At 58.8% G+C, this 17332-nt stretch carries 16 protein-coding genes; 7 read left to right on the forward strand and 9 right to left on the reverse strand.

All coding sequences use genetic code 11. From position 1 onward, the window contains the following. Positions 1-38 precede the first annotated feature (38 nt). From ACXJGX_RS06555 to panB, 9 genes are all read right to left on the reverse strand, one after another. On the reverse strand, positions 39-1439 hold the full coding sequence (locus ACXJGX_RS06555) for a Do family serine endopeptidase (protein ID WP_474779849.1): 1401 nt from the start codon (positions 1437-1439) through the stop codon (positions 39-41). Positions 1440-1530: 91 nt separating this feature from the next. After that, on the reverse strand, positions 1531-3273 hold the full coding sequence (locus tag ACXJGX_RS06560) for a PHA/PHB synthase family protein (protein WP_474779851.1): 1743 nt from the start codon (positions 3271-3273) through the stop codon (positions 1531-1533). Beyond that, positions 3270-3617, reverse strand: coding sequence for a phasin family protein (locus ACXJGX_RS06565; RefSeq protein ID WP_474779853.1), 348 nt, complete (start codon positions 3615-3617; stop codon positions 3270-3272). The genes ACXJGX_RS06560 and ACXJGX_RS06565 overlap by 4 nt, the downstream gene beginning before the upstream one ends. A gap of 62 nt (positions 3618-3679) precedes the next feature. After that, the gene (locus tag ACXJGX_RS06570) at positions 3680-5578 is read right to left on the reverse strand and encodes a hybrid sensor histidine kinase/response regulator (protein ID WP_474779855.1); all 1899 of its coding nucleotides are present in this window, start codon (positions 5576-5578) and stop codon (positions 3680-3682) included. 125 nt (positions 5579-5703) lie between these two features. Continuing rightward, positions 5704-5946 carry a hypothetical protein gene (locus tag ACXJGX_RS06575; RefSeq protein WP_474779857.1) on the reverse strand — a complete coding sequence of 81 codons (243 nt, stop codon included), beginning with the start codon at positions 5944-5946 and terminating at the stop codon, positions 5704-5706. Next, the gene (locus ACXJGX_RS06580) at positions 5943-6491 is read right to left on the reverse strand and encodes a DUF2953 domain-containing protein (protein ID WP_474779859.1); all 549 of its coding nucleotides are present in this window, start codon (positions 6489-6491) and stop codon (positions 5943-5945) included. The genes ACXJGX_RS06575 and ACXJGX_RS06580 overlap by 4 nt, the downstream gene beginning before the upstream one ends. 1 nt (position 6492) lies before the next feature. Next, on the reverse strand, positions 6493-6843 hold the full coding sequence (locus tag ACXJGX_RS06585; protein ID WP_474779861.1) for a GerW family sporulation protein: 351 nt from the start codon (positions 6841-6843) through the stop codon (positions 6493-6495). A 332-nt stretch (positions 6844-7175) separates the two neighbouring features. Further along, positions 7176-8018 (reverse strand): pantoate--beta-alanine ligase, encoded by an 843-nt coding sequence (gene panC, locus ACXJGX_RS06590; protein ID WP_474779863.1) that lies wholly within the window; start codon positions 8016-8018, stop codon positions 7176-7178. Then, positions 8015-8839 (reverse strand): 3-methyl-2-oxobutanoate hydroxymethyltransferase, encoded by an 825-nt coding sequence (gene panB, locus ACXJGX_RS06595; RefSeq protein ID WP_474779864.1) that lies wholly within the window; start codon positions 8837-8839, stop codon positions 8015-8017. Before panB ends, panC begins: the two co-directional genes overlap by 4 nt. A gap of 333 nt (positions 8840-9172) precedes the next feature. Between panB and ACXJGX_RS06600 the strand changes: the two genes are divergently transcribed. From ACXJGX_RS06600 to ACXJGX_RS06630, 7 genes are read left to right on the forward strand one after another with little or no spacing between them, the layout of a single operon-like run. Then, positions 9173-10648, forward strand: a complete 1476-nt coding sequence (locus ACXJGX_RS06600; RefSeq protein WP_474779866.1) for an ABC transporter substrate-binding protein — start codon at positions 9173-9175, stop codon at positions 10646-10648. Between the two features lie 40 nt (positions 10649-10688). Then, positions 10689-11633 carry an ABC transporter permease gene (locus ACXJGX_RS06605; protein WP_474779868.1) on the forward strand — a complete coding sequence of 315 codons (945 nt, stop codon included), beginning with the start codon at positions 10689-10691 and terminating at the stop codon, positions 11631-11633. Further along, positions 11630-12445: an ABC transporter permease gene (locus tag ACXJGX_RS06610; protein ID WP_474779870.1), complete on the forward strand. Its 816-nt coding sequence runs from the start codon at positions 11630-11632 to the stop codon at positions 12443-12445. Before ACXJGX_RS06605 ends, ACXJGX_RS06610 begins: the two co-directional genes overlap by 4 nt. Continuing rightward, positions 12442-14037 carry an ABC transporter ATP-binding protein gene (locus ACXJGX_RS06615; protein WP_474779872.1) on the forward strand — a complete coding sequence of 532 codons (1596 nt, stop codon included), beginning with the start codon at positions 12442-12444 and terminating at the stop codon, positions 14035-14037. The genes ACXJGX_RS06610 and ACXJGX_RS06615 overlap by 4 nt, the downstream gene beginning before the upstream one ends. Next, a complete protein-coding gene (locus ACXJGX_RS06620) occupies positions 14018-15463 on the forward strand; it encodes an aldehyde dehydrogenase family protein (RefSeq protein ID WP_474779874.1) in 1446 nt (481 codons plus the stop codon). The genes ACXJGX_RS06615 and ACXJGX_RS06620 overlap by 20 nt, the downstream gene beginning before the upstream one ends. A gap of 1 nt (position 15464) precedes the next feature. Then, complete coding sequence (locus ACXJGX_RS06625; RefSeq protein ID WP_474779876.1) at positions 15465-16202, forward strand: SDR family oxidoreductase; 738 nt, start codon at positions 15465-15467, stop codon at positions 16200-16202. Then, positions 16186-17205, forward strand: coding sequence for a P1 family peptidase (locus ACXJGX_RS06630; protein WP_474779878.1), 1020 nt, complete (start codon positions 16186-16188; stop codon positions 17203-17205). Before ACXJGX_RS06625 ends, ACXJGX_RS06630 begins: the two co-directional genes overlap by 17 nt. Positions 17206-17332 lie beyond the last annotated feature (127 nt).

Raw genomic sequence — 17332 nt, forward strand, 5'->3', positions numbered from 1 at the left:
CATCAATGTGCGTCACAACGATGCGGTTTGATGCACCCCTAGCCCCCGACGATCGCAAAGAAAGCGTGCCCCATGCGATAGACCCGGACAACCAGCGCGCCAGAGGCGTCTTTGGCAATATCGTCCAGCGCCTGCGGCGTGGACACGTCACGCCCGTTCGCCGAAATGATGACATCGCCAGGCCGTAGCCCTGCGGCGCCAAGCGGGCTGTTGGCAGCAAGCGATTCAATCAAGACGCCGCCCTGATTGCCGTCGCGGCCCGCACCATTGGGCACCGCAACCAGCGCGGCACCGTCCAGCAGCGCCGACATATCGCGCAGGTCATCAGACCGGTCAGATTGCTGGTCGGCGGCGCCTAAACTGCGCAATGTGACACGCACCTCTTTCTGGCGCCCATCGCGCTGAAGGCCGATCATAACATCCGTTCCGGGCCGTTTCATGCCCACCACCAACCGCAAGGCCGCGCTGTCGGCGATGTCTTCACCGTCGATGGATGCGATGATATCCCCGGGTGCCAGACCGGCAATTTCGGCAGGCGACCCCGGCAGCACCTCGGTGATCAAAACGCCGCCTCGCCCTGCGAATCCGAACGCCTTTGCCAGGTCGGGACGCATATCTTGCAAGGTAATCCCGATCTGGCCACGATCCACACGACCATCCGCAACCAGTTGCGAGGCGACCTGGATCGCCATGTCGATTGGAATCGCGAAACCGATCCCCACGTTCCCGCCTGTCGGTCCCGCGATCGCCGTGTTGATCCCGACCAGTTCGCCGCGCAGGTTCACCAAGCCGCCGCCAGAATTACCGGGGTTGATTGCGGCATCGACCTGAATAAAATTCTCGTAGCCTTCGATGCCAAGACCGCTGCGGCCCAGCGCACTGACAATCCCCAGCGTTACGGTCCCTTCCAACCCAAAGGGATTGCCGACCGCCAGCACATAATCACCGACGCGCAGATCGCCCGAATGCCCGATGGTCAGCGCGGTCAGATTGCTGGCTTCGATCATCAGGGCGGCGACATCGGTGTCTTGGTCAACACCGCGGATTTCAGCGGGGTATTCCCGCCCGTCGGCCAGTCGGACCGTGATTGTTTCTGCATTCTCAAGTAAATGCGCGTTGGTCAATATCAGCCCTTCGGTCGCATCCACGACAACCCCGGAACCGCTGGCTTGCACAAAAAGATCACGCGGGATGCCTTCGGGAAGGAAATCAAAGAATTGCCTGAAAAACTGGTCGGTAAACACAGGGTTATCGACAGATTGCTGCGATGAGACTGAAATCGACACAACCCCCGGTGCGACAGTAGCGACAATGGGCGCAAGCGATGGCGTCAGCACGCCCTCTTGCGTCGTCAGGGACATGTCTGCCACCGCCGCACCCGTGGCCATGAAAAGGCTGGTCAGCGCGGCGCAAAACAGGACACTTCGAAACGGGGGCATGGGGTGTCTCCTTTGGTCTTGCGGCTTTGTTTGCGCGTCAGCCTGCCCGCATCCCCAAATGCCGCAATGACCACCATCAATGTGGCGCACCTTATCGTTCCAACACGTAGCGACCGGGGGCCGGACAAATGCACGGCATGTCCTGCGCATCGTGCGGTGGGGCGGCCATCGCGCCTGACCGGTCAGCCAGCCATGCCGACCAAGCGGGCCACCATGATCCGTCGGTGACCGGCGTTTCCTGAAGCCACCTGTCGGGATCGCGCCAGAACGCCATCGCCTTGCGGGTGGCAATCCGGTGCCGGCGTCCTTTGTGTCCGGGTTCAGACACGATACCGGCGTTATGACCGCCATTCGTCAGGACAAAGGTCGTTTCGCTATCGGTCGCCAACGTGGTCTTATAGACGGACCGCCACGGCGCGACGTGATCCGTTTCAGTGCCGACAATACAAATCGGCACCCGGATATCGGACAATACGACCGGCGCATTGCCCACCTGATACCGGCCCAGCGACAGTTCGTTGTTCAGGAAAAATTTGCGCAAATATTCTGAATGCATACGGGCCGGCAGTCGGGTTGCATCCGCATTCCACGACGTCAAATCCGTCATCGGGTCGTCACGCCCCAGCAGATAATGTGTCACAATTTTCGACCACAACAGGTCGTTAGACCGCAACATCTGAAAGGCGCCCGCCATCTGGCGCGCTTCAAGATAGCCACGCACAGCCATCAGGTCTTCAAGAAACGCAACCTGGGCCTCGGACAGGAACAGCTGGATCTCACCCGCCTCGGTAAAATCGGTCTGTGCTGCAAATAACGACAGCGTTGCCAACCTGTCGTCACCATCACGCGCCATAGCTGCCGCCGCAGTCGCAAGAAGGGTACCGCCCAGACAATACCCCGTGGCATGTACCTTTTGCCCCGACCAGCCATGAACCACATCCAGCGCGGTCATCACGCCGTGGGTACGGTAGTCGTCAAGCGACAGATCGCGGTCTGTTTCATCCGGATTTTTCCACGAAATCACAAAGACGGAAAACCCCTGCCCCACCAGCCAGCGGATCAACGAGTTCGCAGGCGACAGGTCAAGAATATAGTATTTCATAATCCATGCGGGAACGATCAGAACGGGTTCGGGCCTGATCGTTTCGGTCGTGGGCCGATAGTGAATTAGTTCGATCAGGTGATTGCGATACACCACATCACCCGGTGTCACGGCCACCTCGTGTCCGGGACGAAACGCCTCTGCGCCGGGCGGTAACGCCCCGGACAGGAACACCCCGACGTCTTCGACAAAATTCGCCCATCCCCTGACGAAATTGGCACCGCCTTCGGCACGCGTCTGCGCCAAGACGTCGGGGTTGGTCCAGACGAAATTTGTCGGCGCAATCATATCAAGAAGCTGACGACCGACGAACTGAACCTGCCGTCCGTTTTCGGACGCGACGCCCGATGGCCCCTCGGTCGCGGCGTGCCACCATTGTTGCGTGAGCAGAAAGCTTTGCGACCAAAGATTAAAGGGCCATTCTTTCCAACTGTCCGCTGAAAACCGGCGGTCCTGCGGCAAGGGATCAATGCAGGTATCTGGCCCGCGTGACCACGCGCAGGTCGCAAGAAAAGACTGAAGCCGCAGCGCCTTGCGATACCCCTTGCCGAACAACGCAACCTGCCGCCCCGGCGAAGAGGCGAGGTGGGACGTCCAGTCAAACCATGCCAAAGCCAGCGCATTGGGCGACAAACCAAGCGTGAACCGACCTTGCCACGCATGTAGCGCACGATCCAACGCATCCGCAGGATCAATTCGCGCAGCTAGCGTAAAACGGTCCTGTGACGTCATGCGCTATCCTGCGCATCTCCTGTGGAAAACTTGCGGCTGGCATCTTGCAGCACGGTGCTGACGCGACCGGATTCCTGTTGGTATTCATCCATCGCCTTTTGCATGAACGCCGCCTGAATTTTGGGGATTTCTGCGGGGTTTTGACATTGAAGTATCGCATTCGTGGTGCGCACATCCTGCCGAAGCCGCCGATTGACGAAACCTGTCCATTCTTCGTACAGGTCCAGCCACGCGTCCGCCATCGCCATACCAAAAGCGCCGATCGGTGCGATGAATGTCATTTCCATTTCGCCAATACGTCCCAGAACGTCGGGTGTATCAGTGGTTTTCGGTAGTTTTGCCATGTTGCGTTCTCCTTCACTGGGGTGATTGAACACAGGGGCGGCGCAATCGGCATTGACGGTGGTCAACGGCAGGCTGGTCCAGAGGACGTGACCGCCGACAAAGCACGCAAAAGCGCGATATTCAGTTCGGCCATACGGTAGGGTTTTCGAAGAACGGGCACTGTCATGTCGTCAGCGTCATGCGCTGTTTCGGGGGCCGACGGCGCGTTTCCCGTGGTCAAAAGCACGGCAATGCCCGGCCAGTCTTTTTGCACAAGCCGTATCAGGTCGCGCCCGTCCCATTCGCCGGGCATGACGATGTCGCTGAACACCAGATTGATCAACCCGTTCTGTTGCAGGATCTTGTGCGCTTGCGCGGCATCGGATGCCTCAATAACACTATAACCAAGCGCCTGTAATTGCTTGCGAATAACCTGCCTGACACCGTGTTGATCCTCGACCAGCAGGATTGTTGCTTTGTGGTCTGTGTCGTCTGATGGCGGTGTGACAGCGCGGCCAATCAGGGGAAAAAACAACCGGACGGTTGATCCCTGTCCTTCTTCGCTTTCGATCTCCAGAAATCCACCGGCCTTGTGCACCATCTCGCTGACCGAATACAGGCCAAGCCCCGTGCCCTGTGGACGCGTGGTAAAAAAGGAATCGCAGGCCTGTTTGCGAATATCCTCGGTCATGCCGGACCCCTTGTCGGCGACAGACAGGCAGACAGACGGGCCGACCCCGCCCGATTCAGACAAAATTTCGATGCGCACCGTGATCCGGCCACCTAGCGGCGTCGCATCGCGTGCATTCATCACAAGGTTCATCAACGCCGCGTCGATTTCCACAGGATCGACGTGGATCATCGCGGGGTGGGGGGATGCGTCGAATTGCAACTGATATCCGCGCACCAAAGTCCGCCCAAGGATATCCACAATATCCGACACAGGCGTGTTCAGATCCAGATCTTGCGCGACGGCGTCCGTCTGGGTTGACCACCCCGTCAGGCGCTTGCTTAATTTGCCGCCGACTTCGACCATGCGAGCGGCGGCGTCCAAATACGCTGTTTGATCGTGCGACACCGCTTGCAAGCCTGCCATTTCGATGTTCGACATCACCACCAAAAGCAGATTGTTGAAATCATGGGCCACGTTTCCCGACAGGCGGGCCACCGCCTCGAGCCGCTGGTTGCGAAGCAATGCATCCATTGCGCGGTGGCGGCCCGTCACGTCACTGGCCACACCAAACCATTCCCTGATTTCACCGGTGTCATCCATCAACGGGACCGCGCGCGACAGAACCCAGCCCAAAGTGCCATCGGCACGCTTTACGCGGTGTTCAAGTTCAAAGGCGGCCTTTGCATCTTTTGCCGATTGGATCGCCGCCACAACCGCGGTTTTATCACGTTTGTCGATATAATCATCCAGCCAGCTCTGCGTCGACTCCTGCGCGGGGCGCAAGAAACCGCCGCATTCGCAATGGGATATTTCCGTCCAGTCCGGGTCCACATGATAGATAAAATCCGATGTGGCCGTGACCAACGCGCGCAACCGCTGTTCGCTGTCACGCAACGCCTTTTCGGCCCTGACACGCGCCGTCACGTCGCGCATCACCGCAAGCAAGACCGCCGTTCCAGCGGCCTGAACACGCGTCACCGACATTTCCAGAACCATACCTTGTGGCACGGATTCACGCACGATGCGGATGGGTGCGCCGGTGTCCAGAACGCGGTCATAGTCGTCGTACCAGGCTTCGACCTCTTCTTTGAAATTATCCCGGATTGATTGCCCGCTAAGATCGGCAATCCCGAACATGCGCTGCATCGCGGCATTCATCCAGATATAGCGGTAATCGCGCAGCCCGTCCGCACGAAGTGGCAGCCGTTCATAAAGGCACGCGCCTTCTTCAAGCGCCTCTAGGCTGGCAAGATACAATGCTTGTTTCCGGCGAAGTTCGGCTATTTCGATGTTTTCTTGTGTCGGCACCACCATCAATCCCTTTGGTGCATCAAGGCAAATTCCCTTTGCTATATCTGTTTAACTACATCCGGTATGTAAATTTTCAAATAAATTAAATTGCGCGCTGCGCCTGTCATTGCTTGATCAGGTGGCTATTGGGAATGGGTTTCAACTGCGGCGCACAGCGCGCTGACCTTGTGCAGCGCCACCGTGGCGCCCGTCATATCCAGCACCACCCTGCCCTGCGCGCTTTGCACCACAACATACTTCGGTACTTTGTTGCCATAGACGGCCAGTTTGTCCGGCCTAATCACATGCCCACCCACCAAAAGACGCGACACAATTGCAATCTTGACCCCGCCTGCGACACAGGCTTTGTCCAAAACATACGTCATCGGAACGGTCCGAACACGCGCCAACCAAAACAGGCGAATGGCCAAATGACCGCCAGTGGCGTGAAATGCAGTTGGGCTGACGCGCACCCTTGCAAACACGTCCGGTCAAAATTCGGGCGCACAGACACATGTCCCCCTGTCGTGAACAGGAACGGACACATCTGCCCATACAACTGGCCTGTCGCCGCCGGATCACCAAGGCCGACCTCGGCATCAACCGCCACTGCATCAATGTGCACAGCCTTCTTTACACGCCGGACCAAGGCCGCGGAATCGGCGTAGAGGGTCCGATTTGGCCGCCACTCGCGCCCGCGCGCCGTGTCACGCTTTTTACGGTGACGCACCGCTGCCTTTGCTTTGGGTGGTTTGCTGCTGTCGTAGACCGTGATCGCCGGACATCCCCCACCAAACAGACGCACACGGGCCGTCGAAGGTTGGGTCGGGTCGGTTTGCCATACCAACGCAAGATGAACGGGCAAGACCAGCGCGGCAGCCATCAAAATCAACACACCCTCGCCGACCAACCGCAAGATTTCAACGGCCATGTCAGACCTCTTTGGCTTTTCCCTGCGCCTGTTTGTCGATCGCATGGGCAGCAGCATCACCCAACATTTCGGCAAGTCCGGACATCGCACCTTTTATCGCCTCAACGCGGGCGCCTTTATCGTCCAGAATGATTGCACCAATGGGTTTGATGCCGCCACCGGCACCCGTGCCACCCCCGCTGCCGGACTTGGCCCCGTCCGTGCCGCCCGCGCCAAAACCAAAGCCGTAGCTCACAATCGGGATGATCGTGGCACCACCCTTTTCAATCGGATCGCCCAACACGTTCTTGGCGTTTAGCAACCGGTCTAGTTCTTCGACGGTGTTTTTCAGCAGCCGTTCAACGTCGCTCATGGTAAGCTCCTTTGCAATATCGCGGACGCGTGCCCGCGGTGATATCGCAGATGCTATGGCATGGGTGGCGGGTTAAAATTGATTTGCGTCAATGCGGTAGGCGCGGATGGACGCACCGTTTCATCCGATATCACGATCACCAGTGGCGCGCGCCCGTCCGCGGACCAAACTGCCGCGTGGCGCAAGCGCATACATTCTAACGCTTTTGTTTCAGTCTTTATCAAAACAGCAACGATCCGACGGACAACAGTGATGCATATCGGGCGGCCGGTCACGCCCCATCGGGTGGGATATTCGTTGACGCAAGTTGATATGATTCTGCGGTCGCCAGCCTAGACCGCAATATTATCAATCAATCGCACGCCCGCCAGCCACGCCGCCGCGAACAGGCGTGCGTTCGGTTGCGTTTTATCCAGCAACGACAAATCATGACCATCACGCAATTCAAGGTAGTCGATGTCGTTAAAACCTGCCGTCAAAAGACGCGCGCGTGCGGGGTCCTGGATGGCGGTCATGGTTTCACCGGCCCTTAACTGCGCGGCGATATCGTTCATCACCTCGGCCAGCACGGGGGCATAAACCCGCGACCGGTCAGACAGCAAAAGGTTGCGCGACGACATCGCCAACCCGTCTTCTTCGCGGATTGTGGGGCAACCCACGACCTCGATCGGGATATCCAGATCGGTGGCCAAACGGCGTACGACCTGTAGCTGTTGATAGTCCTTTTCGCCAAAGAACGCCTTGTCTGCGCTGGTCTGCAAAAACAGCTTTGGCACAACGGTTGCAACGCCATCAAAATGCCCGGGACGGGTCGCGCCACAAAGCATGTCAGTCAGACCTGACACCGTGACAGTAGTCGCGAAACCGTCAGGGTAGATCTGGTCGGGGCTTGGCACATAAATCAGGTCGACCCCGGTGCTTTCCAGCTTGAGCGCGTCCGCGTGTTCCGTGCGCGGATAGTTCTTGAGGTCGTCAGGATTATTGAACTGTTTGGGATTCACAAAAATGGTCACGATCACACGGTCGCAGGCGGCGCGGGCGGCGCGGGCCAGCGACAGATGCCCCTGGTGCAGCGCACCCATCGTGGGGACCACGCCGATGGTTTCACCGGCCTTGCGCCACGCGGTTGTCTGGGCGCGCAGCCCGGCCAACGTCCGTTCAATCGGGGCAATCATTTTGGGGCCTCGTCTGCAAAAATATGTTCTGGTGCGGGGAATTGCCGCGCGCGGACCTCTGCGGCGTAGGCTGCGATGGCCGCCGCCCCGTCATCGCCCAAGTGCGCGTAACGTTTTACGAATTTCGCCTTGAAGGCTGTAAATAACCCCAGCATATCGTCCACAACCAAGATTTGCCCGTCACAACCCGCACTGGCGCCGATCCCAATGGTCGGGATCGGGATGCGTGCGGTGATTTCATCGGCCAAGGTCGCTGGCACCTTCTCCAACACCACCGCAAAGGCGCCCGCGGCGGCCACAGCATCAGCATCTGCCACCAGCGCGTTTCGCGCGGCACCGCGCCCTTGGACCTTGTAACCGCCGAGCGTGTTCACGGATTGCGGCGTCAGACCGATATGGGCCATCACAGGAATGCCGCGTGCCACAAGAAAGGCGATCGTGTCGGCCATATGCGCGCCACCCTCAAGTTTTACAGCGCCAGCAGCGGTTTGCGCCATCAACCGTGCGGCATTGCGAAACGCCTGTTGCGGGCTTTCCTCGTAGGACCCGAACGGCATGTCGATCACCATCATCGCGCTTTTCAAACCACGTGCGACGGCTTGCCCGTGCATGATCATCATTTCAAGCGTGACGCCAAGCGTGGACGGCAACCCGTGCAACACCATGCCAACGCTGTCACCGACAAGAACAAAGTCACAGTGGTCGTCCATCATCTGCGCCATCGGCGTGGTGTAGGCGGTCAGACTGACAAGGGGCGTGCCACCTTTGGCAGCACGAATATCGTCAGGCAGCGGGGCACGTTTTTTCGCAGTCGCACTCATCTCGGTCTCCTCCCGGTTTGCAGCCAGATAGCAGGTGGCGAAATACGTTTCCAGTCAGAAGGAAAGGGCGTTGCGTCACACCCCACCCTGAACTGGATCGGCGGCGATCAAGAAATGGTATTAAAACCCAAGGTTTGTTGCAAAATAGCGGCTCGCGTTACACTGGACCTTTTGGCGGGCATTGCGTTGCCACCCGGTCTTGCACCCCCTGTCTGGTCCGCCGTGGCCACAAATGCGATCCCGGTGAACAGGCCCGTGTGATCAGGTTTCCACCAAGGGCTTGATTTGCCCCAAGGTTAGGTCAAGACTGCCAATACCAGTTAGGGGAACAGCATGCATCATTTCAAGCGCCTTGCCGCATCCACGGCGATTGTTCTTTGCGCCGGTGGCGCATTGGCCCAAGACAGCATTACCGTCGCCATCCAGTTGGAACCGCCGAACCTTGACCCGACCGGTGGCGCCGCACAGGCAATTGATTCCGTGCTTTATGCCAATGTGTTCGAAGGATTGACCCGTTTTATGGCGGATGGGGCAGTGGTGCCGGGATTGGCTGAAAGCTGGGATATTTCCGAAGATGGGCTGACTTACACGTTTCATCTGCATGACGGTGTGACATTTCACGATGGCACCACGATGGACGCCGAGGACGTGAAATTCAGCCTTGACCGCGCCCGCGCCGAGGACAGCATAAACGCCCAAAAGGCGCTGTTTGCGGGTATCACAGATGTCACCGTGGTGGACCCGCTGACCGTGGCTGTGACCCTTGATAAACCAAATGGCATGTTTTTGTTTAACATGGCGTGGGGCGACGCGGTAATTGTAAACCCTGAAGCCATTGCCGATATCGCAACGAACCCGATTGGAACGGGGCCGTTCACATTTACCGATTGGGCGCAGGGCGACCGGATCGATCTGACCCGCAATCCGAATTATTGGGGTAACGCCCCCGCATTACAGTCTGCCACCTTCCGGTTTATTGCTGACCCGACCGCCGCGTTTGCCGCCGTGATGGCGGAAGATGTGGACGCATTTATTGGGTTTCCCGCCCCCGAAAACCTTCCGCAGTTTGAGGCAGACCCGCGTTTTCAGGTGCTTGACGGCAATACAGAAGGCGAAACAATCCTGTCGATTAACAACAAAATGCCGCCCTTTGACGATGTCCGCGTCCGTGCGGCGGTGGCCCATGCGATCGACCGCCGGGCGATCATAGACGGCGCGATGTTCGGCTACGGCACCCCGATCGGGACTCATTTTGCGCCCCATAATCCCGACTATCTCGATCTGCTGTCCAATTCCGCCTATGACCCCGAACTGTCCCAGAAATTACTGGCTGATGCGGGTTATCCGGACGGGTTCACCACCACGTTGAAATTGCCGCCGCCATCCTATGCGCGGCGCGGTGGTGAAATTATAGCATCGCAGTTGCGCACAGTTGGGATCGAGACCGAAATCACCAATCTGGAATGGGCGCAGTGGATCGAAGAGGTGTTCACCAACAAGGACTTTGGCCTGTCTATCGTCAGCCATACCGAACCAATGGATATCGGGATCTATGCCAATCCGGATTACTATTTCCAGTACGATAACCCGTCATTGCGCGCGGTGATGACCCAGTTGGAACGAACAAGCGACCCCGCCGGGCGCAGCGCGTTGTTAAAGGCCGCGCAGCGGATCATCGCGGATGATTACGTCAACGGCTACCTGTTTGAACTGGCGATCGCGACTGTTGCCAAGGCAGAAATTCAAGGCCTGTGGGTGAACCAACCGACCGCCGCCGTAGACCTGACTGGCGTTAGTTGGGGTGAATGAAAATGCAGGCCCCAAGCCATAAAACTGACCTGGGGCCGCAATGATCCACTATATTTTTGGGCGGTTTGCGTCGCTGGTTCTGAGCCTGATCGTCGCCTCTGTCGTCATCTTCGCAGTGATCGAGGTGATCCCCGGCGACCCTGCGGCGTTTATGCTGGGGGTCAATGCGCGCCCTGACACATTGGCGGCGCTGCGGGCGGAAATGGGGTTGGATCAGTCTGTGTTTCAGCGGTATTTCGATTGGGTTTCCGGGATGCTGGTCGGTGATTTTGGCACTTCGTGGACCTATAAAACGCCTGTGTCCGCATTGATCAACGACCGGATATGGGTGTCGCTACCGCTTGCGATCTACGCCTTGATCCTGTCCACGCTGATCGCGTTTCCGGCAGGGATATATGCCGCCAGCAGACGCGGCAGCGCGGGGGATGTCACCATCATGGGCGCCACGCAACTGGGTGTCGCGGTTCCCAATTTCTGGTTCGCGATGATCCTTGTGTTGATTTTTGCGATCAAACTACGCTGGTTTTCGGCGGGCGGGTTTCCCGGATGGGACAACCCGGCAAAGGCGATGAAATCCCTGACCCTGCCGGCCATTGCGCTGGCCTTGCCGCAGGCTGCGATTCTGGCCCGCGTCATGCGGTCATCGCTGCTGGATATGCTGAGCGAAGATTTCATCCGCACCGCCCGCGCCAAAGGGTTGTCGCGCCGTCAGGCCCTGTGGAAACATGCGGTGCGCAACGCGCTGATCCCGGTGCTGACCATCATCGGGCTCCAGTTTGCGTTTCTGCTGGCGGGTGGGATTATCATAGAACAGGTGTTTTTTTTGCCCGGCCTTGGCCGGCTCATTTTCCAGTCCATTTCCGCGCGGGACCTGATCGTCGTCGAAAGCGTGGTGATGCTGCTGGTGTTCACCGTTATCATCGTCAACTTTGCTGTTGATATGGCTTATGCCATCGTTGACCCGCGCCTGCGGAGGCGCGCATGAACCGTGGTACCGTTATCGGTGGCCTGCTGACGATGACCTTTGTGGCGCTTGCGTTATTGTCTTTTGTCTGGACCCCGTTTGATATTGAAACCTTGGATATCGGGTCCAAATTGCAGACGCCCAATACGGCGCACCTGCTGGGGACAGATCATTTCGGCCGCGATATTCTGTCGATGATCATGATGGGTGCGCGCACCTCGATCGCGGTTGCGGTGGTGGCGGTGGGGATCGGGATTTGTGTCGGCGTGCCGCTGGGATTGCTTGCCGCAGCACTACGTGGGTCGGTGCTGGACGAAATCATCATGCGCGGCAACGATTTGATCTTTGCGTTTCCGTCGCTTGTGATTGCGATTCTGATTACCGCCGTTTTTGGCGCATCCGCGGTGAATGCGATCATTGCGATTGGTGTTTTCAACGTGCCTGTGTTTGCGCGGCTGACACGCGGCGCGGCGCTGCCATTGTGGGAACGCGACTTTATCCTTGCCGCCCGCGTGTGCGGAAAATCAGCGGCGCGGATTTCTGTGGAACATATCCTGCCCAATATCCTGAACCTGATGATTGTGCAGGGCACCATTCAGTTTTCATTGGGCATTCTGGCCGAGGCCGCGCTGTCGTACATCGGTCTTGGCGCGCAACCGCCGACCGCCAGTTGGGGTCGTATGTTGGCAGACGCGCAAACACTGGTCAGCATCGCGCCACAGACGGCCTTGGTCCCCGGATTTGCGATTGTGCTGATGGTATTGGGGCTGAACCTTCTGGGGGATGGGCTGCGTGACCGGCTGGACCCAAGGCTGCGGGTGCTGCGCACATGACCCTGCTTGCGGTTGAAAACCTGTCGCTGACGATCGGCAAAACGCAGATTTTGCACGATGTCGCCTTGACGGTCCAACCTGGCCAGATCGTGGCAATCACAGGCGAAAGCGGGTCCGGCAAAAGCATGACCGCGCTGGCGATCATGGGGCTGCTGCCTGATCGGGCGCAGGCACAGGGGCGCGTGACGCTGGACGGTGTGAACATCACGCAAACGCCCGAAGCCGACCTGTGCAAGATGCGCGGCAAAACCATGGGCATGGTGTTTCAGGAACCGATGACCGCGCTGAACCCTGTGATGACGATTGGCGCGCAAGTTGCCGAAACGATCCGCGTACATGAAAATGTCGCGCGGGCCGACGCCCGGAACCGTGCCGCCAAGATGCTGACCCGTGTGGGGCTCAAGGTGGGGCCGGACAGATACCCGCACGAACTGTCCGGCGGGCAACGGCAACGTGTGGTGATTGCGATGGCGATTGCCTTGCGACCCAAGCTGCTGATCGCAGACGAGCCGACAACAGCATTGGATGTCACCACACAAGCCCGCATTCTTGACCTGCTGCGCGATCTGGTGCGCGAATTTGACATGGGGTTATTGCTGATCACCCATGATCTGGCGGTTGTGGCCGATGTCGCGGACCGGATCGTCGTCATGCAACGTGGTCGCGTGGTCGAGGCAGGGGAAACCGCCCATCTACTGCGCAACATGCAGCACCCCTATACGCGGGCGCTGTTTGCGGCATCGACGCATCAGGTGCACCTACCGGAACATATCGGGTCTGAACCGCTGCTGTCGGTGCAAGATGTGGTGCGCGAATACCCGACAGCGCGCAAATCGCTGCGTGGCGCACGCGGGGCGTTTCGGGCGCTGGATGATGTCAGTTTTCAGATTAACCATGGGGAACGGGTTGGGCTAGTCGGCGAAAGCGGTTGTGGAAAATCGACCCTAACACGGGCGATATTGGGGTTAGAGCCGGTCCAAAGCGGCAGTATCACCGTTGACGGTAAACCCGTCTATGTCGGCAGGTCGCCCAATCGTGCGGTGCGCCGCAAAATGCAGGTCGTGTTCCAAGACCCTTACAGCAGCTTTAATCCCCGCCACCGGATCGACCGGCTGATCACCGAACCGTTTCACTTGTTGGACAACCCGCCGACTGGCGCGGCGCGTGACATGGCCATTGCGCAGGCGCTGCATGATGTCGGCCTGTCTTCACAGGACGCACATAAATATATTCATGAATTTTCCGGCGGCCAACGCCAACGCATCGCGATTGCCCGTGCGCTGATCATCGAACCCGATTTGATCGTCTTTGACGAGGCGGTTTCCGCGCTGGATGTATCTGTCCGCGCACAGGTGCTGGATTTGATCGCGCAGCTGTGTCGCAAGCGTCCGCTGGCCTACCTGTTCATCAGCCATGACCTGTCTGTTGTGCGTTCGATCAGTGACCGGGTGATGGTGATGCAGGATGGAAAAATCGTCGAACAAGGCGAAACAGAGACTGTTTTTAGCCATCCGCAGCACAGCTACACCAAGGCCCTGCTTGCCGCTGCCCCCACTTTACCGGAGATCGCACATGCCCCTGAAACAATTTGATGTCCCGGCTCAAAGTCACCTGATCAACGGCGTGTGGGTGCGTGGACATGCGGCGATTGACGTCACTGACCCGTCCACAGGCGCGCCGCTAGCCACCATTGCACGCGGCACAGCGGAAGACATCGACGCGGGGGTGACAGCCGCACAATCAGCGCTGCGCGGCGATTGGGGTCAGATGACCGCAACCGAGCGCGGCCGCATCCTGACCCGCATCGGGCAGGCGGTGTTGACCCACATAGAATCCCTTGCCCAGATCGAGGCCCGCGATGTCGGTAAGCCGCTGACACAGGCGCGCGCAGATGCTCTGGCGCTCGCGCGTTATCTGGAATTTTATGGTGGGGCGGCGGATAAGATCACCGGCGAAACGATCCCTTATCTCGATGGCTATACCGTTTACACGCTGCGTGAACCGCATGGCGTGACGGGCCATATTATCCCGTGGAACTATCCGATGCAGATCATCGGGCGATCGGTTGGGGCCGCGCTTGCCATGGGCAATGCTTGCGTGTTGAAGCCCGCCGAAGACGCGTGCCTGACGGCGCTGGCCTTTGCCGCCATTGCGATCGCGGCGGGTTTGCCGCCCGGTGCGTTGAACGTCATCACCGGATTAGGATCAGAGGCGGGCGCGGCATTGTCGGCCCATCCCGGCATCCAGCACATATCGTTCACAGGGTCCGTCCGCACGGCCGAAGCCATTCAAGCCGCCGCCGCAAGAAACGTGATCCCGGTCACACTGGAATTGGGCGGGAAATCCCCGCAACTGGTGTTTGACGATGCCGATCTTGACCGCGCGCTGCCGTTCCTTGTGAACGCGGGCATTCAGAATGCCGGGCAGACGTGTTCCGCATCAAGCCGAATTCTGGTGCAGCGCGGGGTTTATGATCAGGTGCGTGACCGCATGGCAGCGGCCTATCGGGCGGTGACGGTTGGTCCGGCACGGGATGATCTGCATGTCGGGCCGCTGATCTCGGCGCGGCAAAAGGCGATCGTGACAGGCTTTCTGGCCAAGGGCGCAGACCTGACAATCGCGGCCCAAGGGCAGATCGTCACCGATGCAGCGGGCCATTATGTGGCACCGACGTTATTTGCGGATGTGCCGTCCGGTCATCCATTGGCGCAGGACGAAATTTTTGGCCCCGTGCAGGTTTTGATCCCCTTCGATGACGAGGCCGACGCGCTGCGTATTGCGAATGGCACCGATTACGGGCTTGTCGCCGCGATCTGGACGCGCGACGGTGGGCGACAGATGCGGCTGGCCCGTGCGCTTAGGTCCGGGCAGGTGTTTATTAATAACTACGGGGCGGGTGGCGGTGTTGAATTGCCGTTTGGTGGTGTCGGGAAATCCGGGCATGGTCGCGAAAAAGGGTTCGCCGCACTTTATGGGTTTTCGACCTTGAAAACTGTCGCCGCTTGGCATGGGAGATGACATGAGACTAGAGGGTAAAACAGCACTCATTACGGGTGCGGGGTCGGGTTTTGGCGCAGGCATCGCACGCAAGTTCGCCCGCGAAGGGGCCCATGTCTATGTCGTGGACATCAACCCCGAAGCCGCGCAAACCGTCGCCAACGAGGTTGGCGGCGAAGCGATCACAGGGGATGTGGCAGATGCCGCATCAGTGTCGCACCTTGCGAAAATGATCCTTGGCACCGGGCCGTTGGATATTTTAGTGAATAACGCAGGCGTCACCCATCTGCCCAGCCCGATGGAGGATGTGTCCGAGGATGATTTCGACCGCGTGTTCAACGTGAATATGAAATCCGTCTATCTGACTGCGCGGGCGTTTGTGCCGCACTTCAAGACGCGCAAGACAGGGGTGATTTTGAACATTGCCTCGACCGCAGGTGTGTCGCCGCGTCCCAATCTGAACTGGTACAATGCGTCCAAAGGCTGGATGATTACGGCGACCAAAACCATGGCCATCGAACTGGCGCCCTACGGCATTCGTGCGAACGCGCTGAATCCTGTCGCCGGGGAAACGCCGCTGCTGAAATCATTTATGGGCGAGGACACGCCGCAAATGCGCGCCAAGTTCCTGTCGACAATCCCTTTGGGGCGGTTTTCCACACCCGAAGACATGGGCAATGCCGCCTGTTTTCTGTGTTCGAACGAGGCCAGCATGGTGACGGGTGTCGCACTGGAGGTGGACGGTGGTCGCTGCATATAAACCCGGTCCCAAAAACCTGATCACCGATGTCGCGGGTTTGCGTGTCGGCAATGCGCAAGACGACCGGCTAAAGTCGGGCAGCACCGTTTTGGTCGGTGACACGCCCTTTGTCGCCAGCGTTCATGTCATGGGTGGCGCGCCGGGAAGCAAGGAAACAGACCTTTTGGCCCCCGACAAAACGGTTCCGGCGGTTGACGCACTGGTGTTGTCAGGCGGGTCGGCATTTGGGCTGGATGCCTGTTCGGGCGTGATGGACGGTTTGCGCGCCATGGCCCGCGGGTTTGCGGTTGGCAATAGCACGATCCCGATCGTACCGGGTGCGATTGTATTTGATCTGATCAATGGCGGTGTCAAAGATTGGACTGAAAACCCGTATCGCGCGCTGGGGCGTGCCGCATTGGATGCGGCGGCGGTAGATTTTGATCTTGGCACTGCGGGGGCTGGCACCGGTGCGCTGGCCGCAATGCAAAAGGGCGGGCTAGGGTCAGCGTCATTGGTGTTGCCGGGTGGCACGGTCGTGGGTGCGTTGGTGGTGGTCAATGCGCTTGGCAGTGTCACCACACCCGGTGATCGCCATTTCTGGGCGGCACCGTTCGAGATGGACAAGGAATTTGGTGGGCTTGGCCCCGATTGTGCCAGCGGGTTGGTCGCGCCCCCCGAAAGCCGCAAGGAAAAAGCCATGATGCAGCAGGTGCGCGCGGGCATGAACACCACAATCGCGATTGTCGCGACGGATGCCCCGCTGTCAAAGGTGCAATGTCACCGCATGGCCGTCACCGCCCACGACGGTATGGCCCGTGCGATCGTGCCATCACATACGCCGATGGATGGGGATCTGGTGTTTGCTGCGGCGACAGGCGACGGCACAGGCGTGGATGCCGGCCGGATGAAGGATATCTGCGCCGCCGCCGCAGTATGTCTAAGCCGCGCAATCGCACGCGGCATCTACGAGGCGCGGCCTGCGCCGGGGGATTTGATCCCCACATGGCGCGATATGGCCTGACACACAGATCATTGCGCGCCCGTACCGCCCGCAAGGGTGGAAGTTCATGACACACACGGTGTTTTTTGTTAAACTTTGCTCAGTCATATTTCTAAATGCATTCTGAGATTCATCAACGTGTATCAAA

The organism is Yoonia sp. SWMV100, from assembly GCF_056108365.1.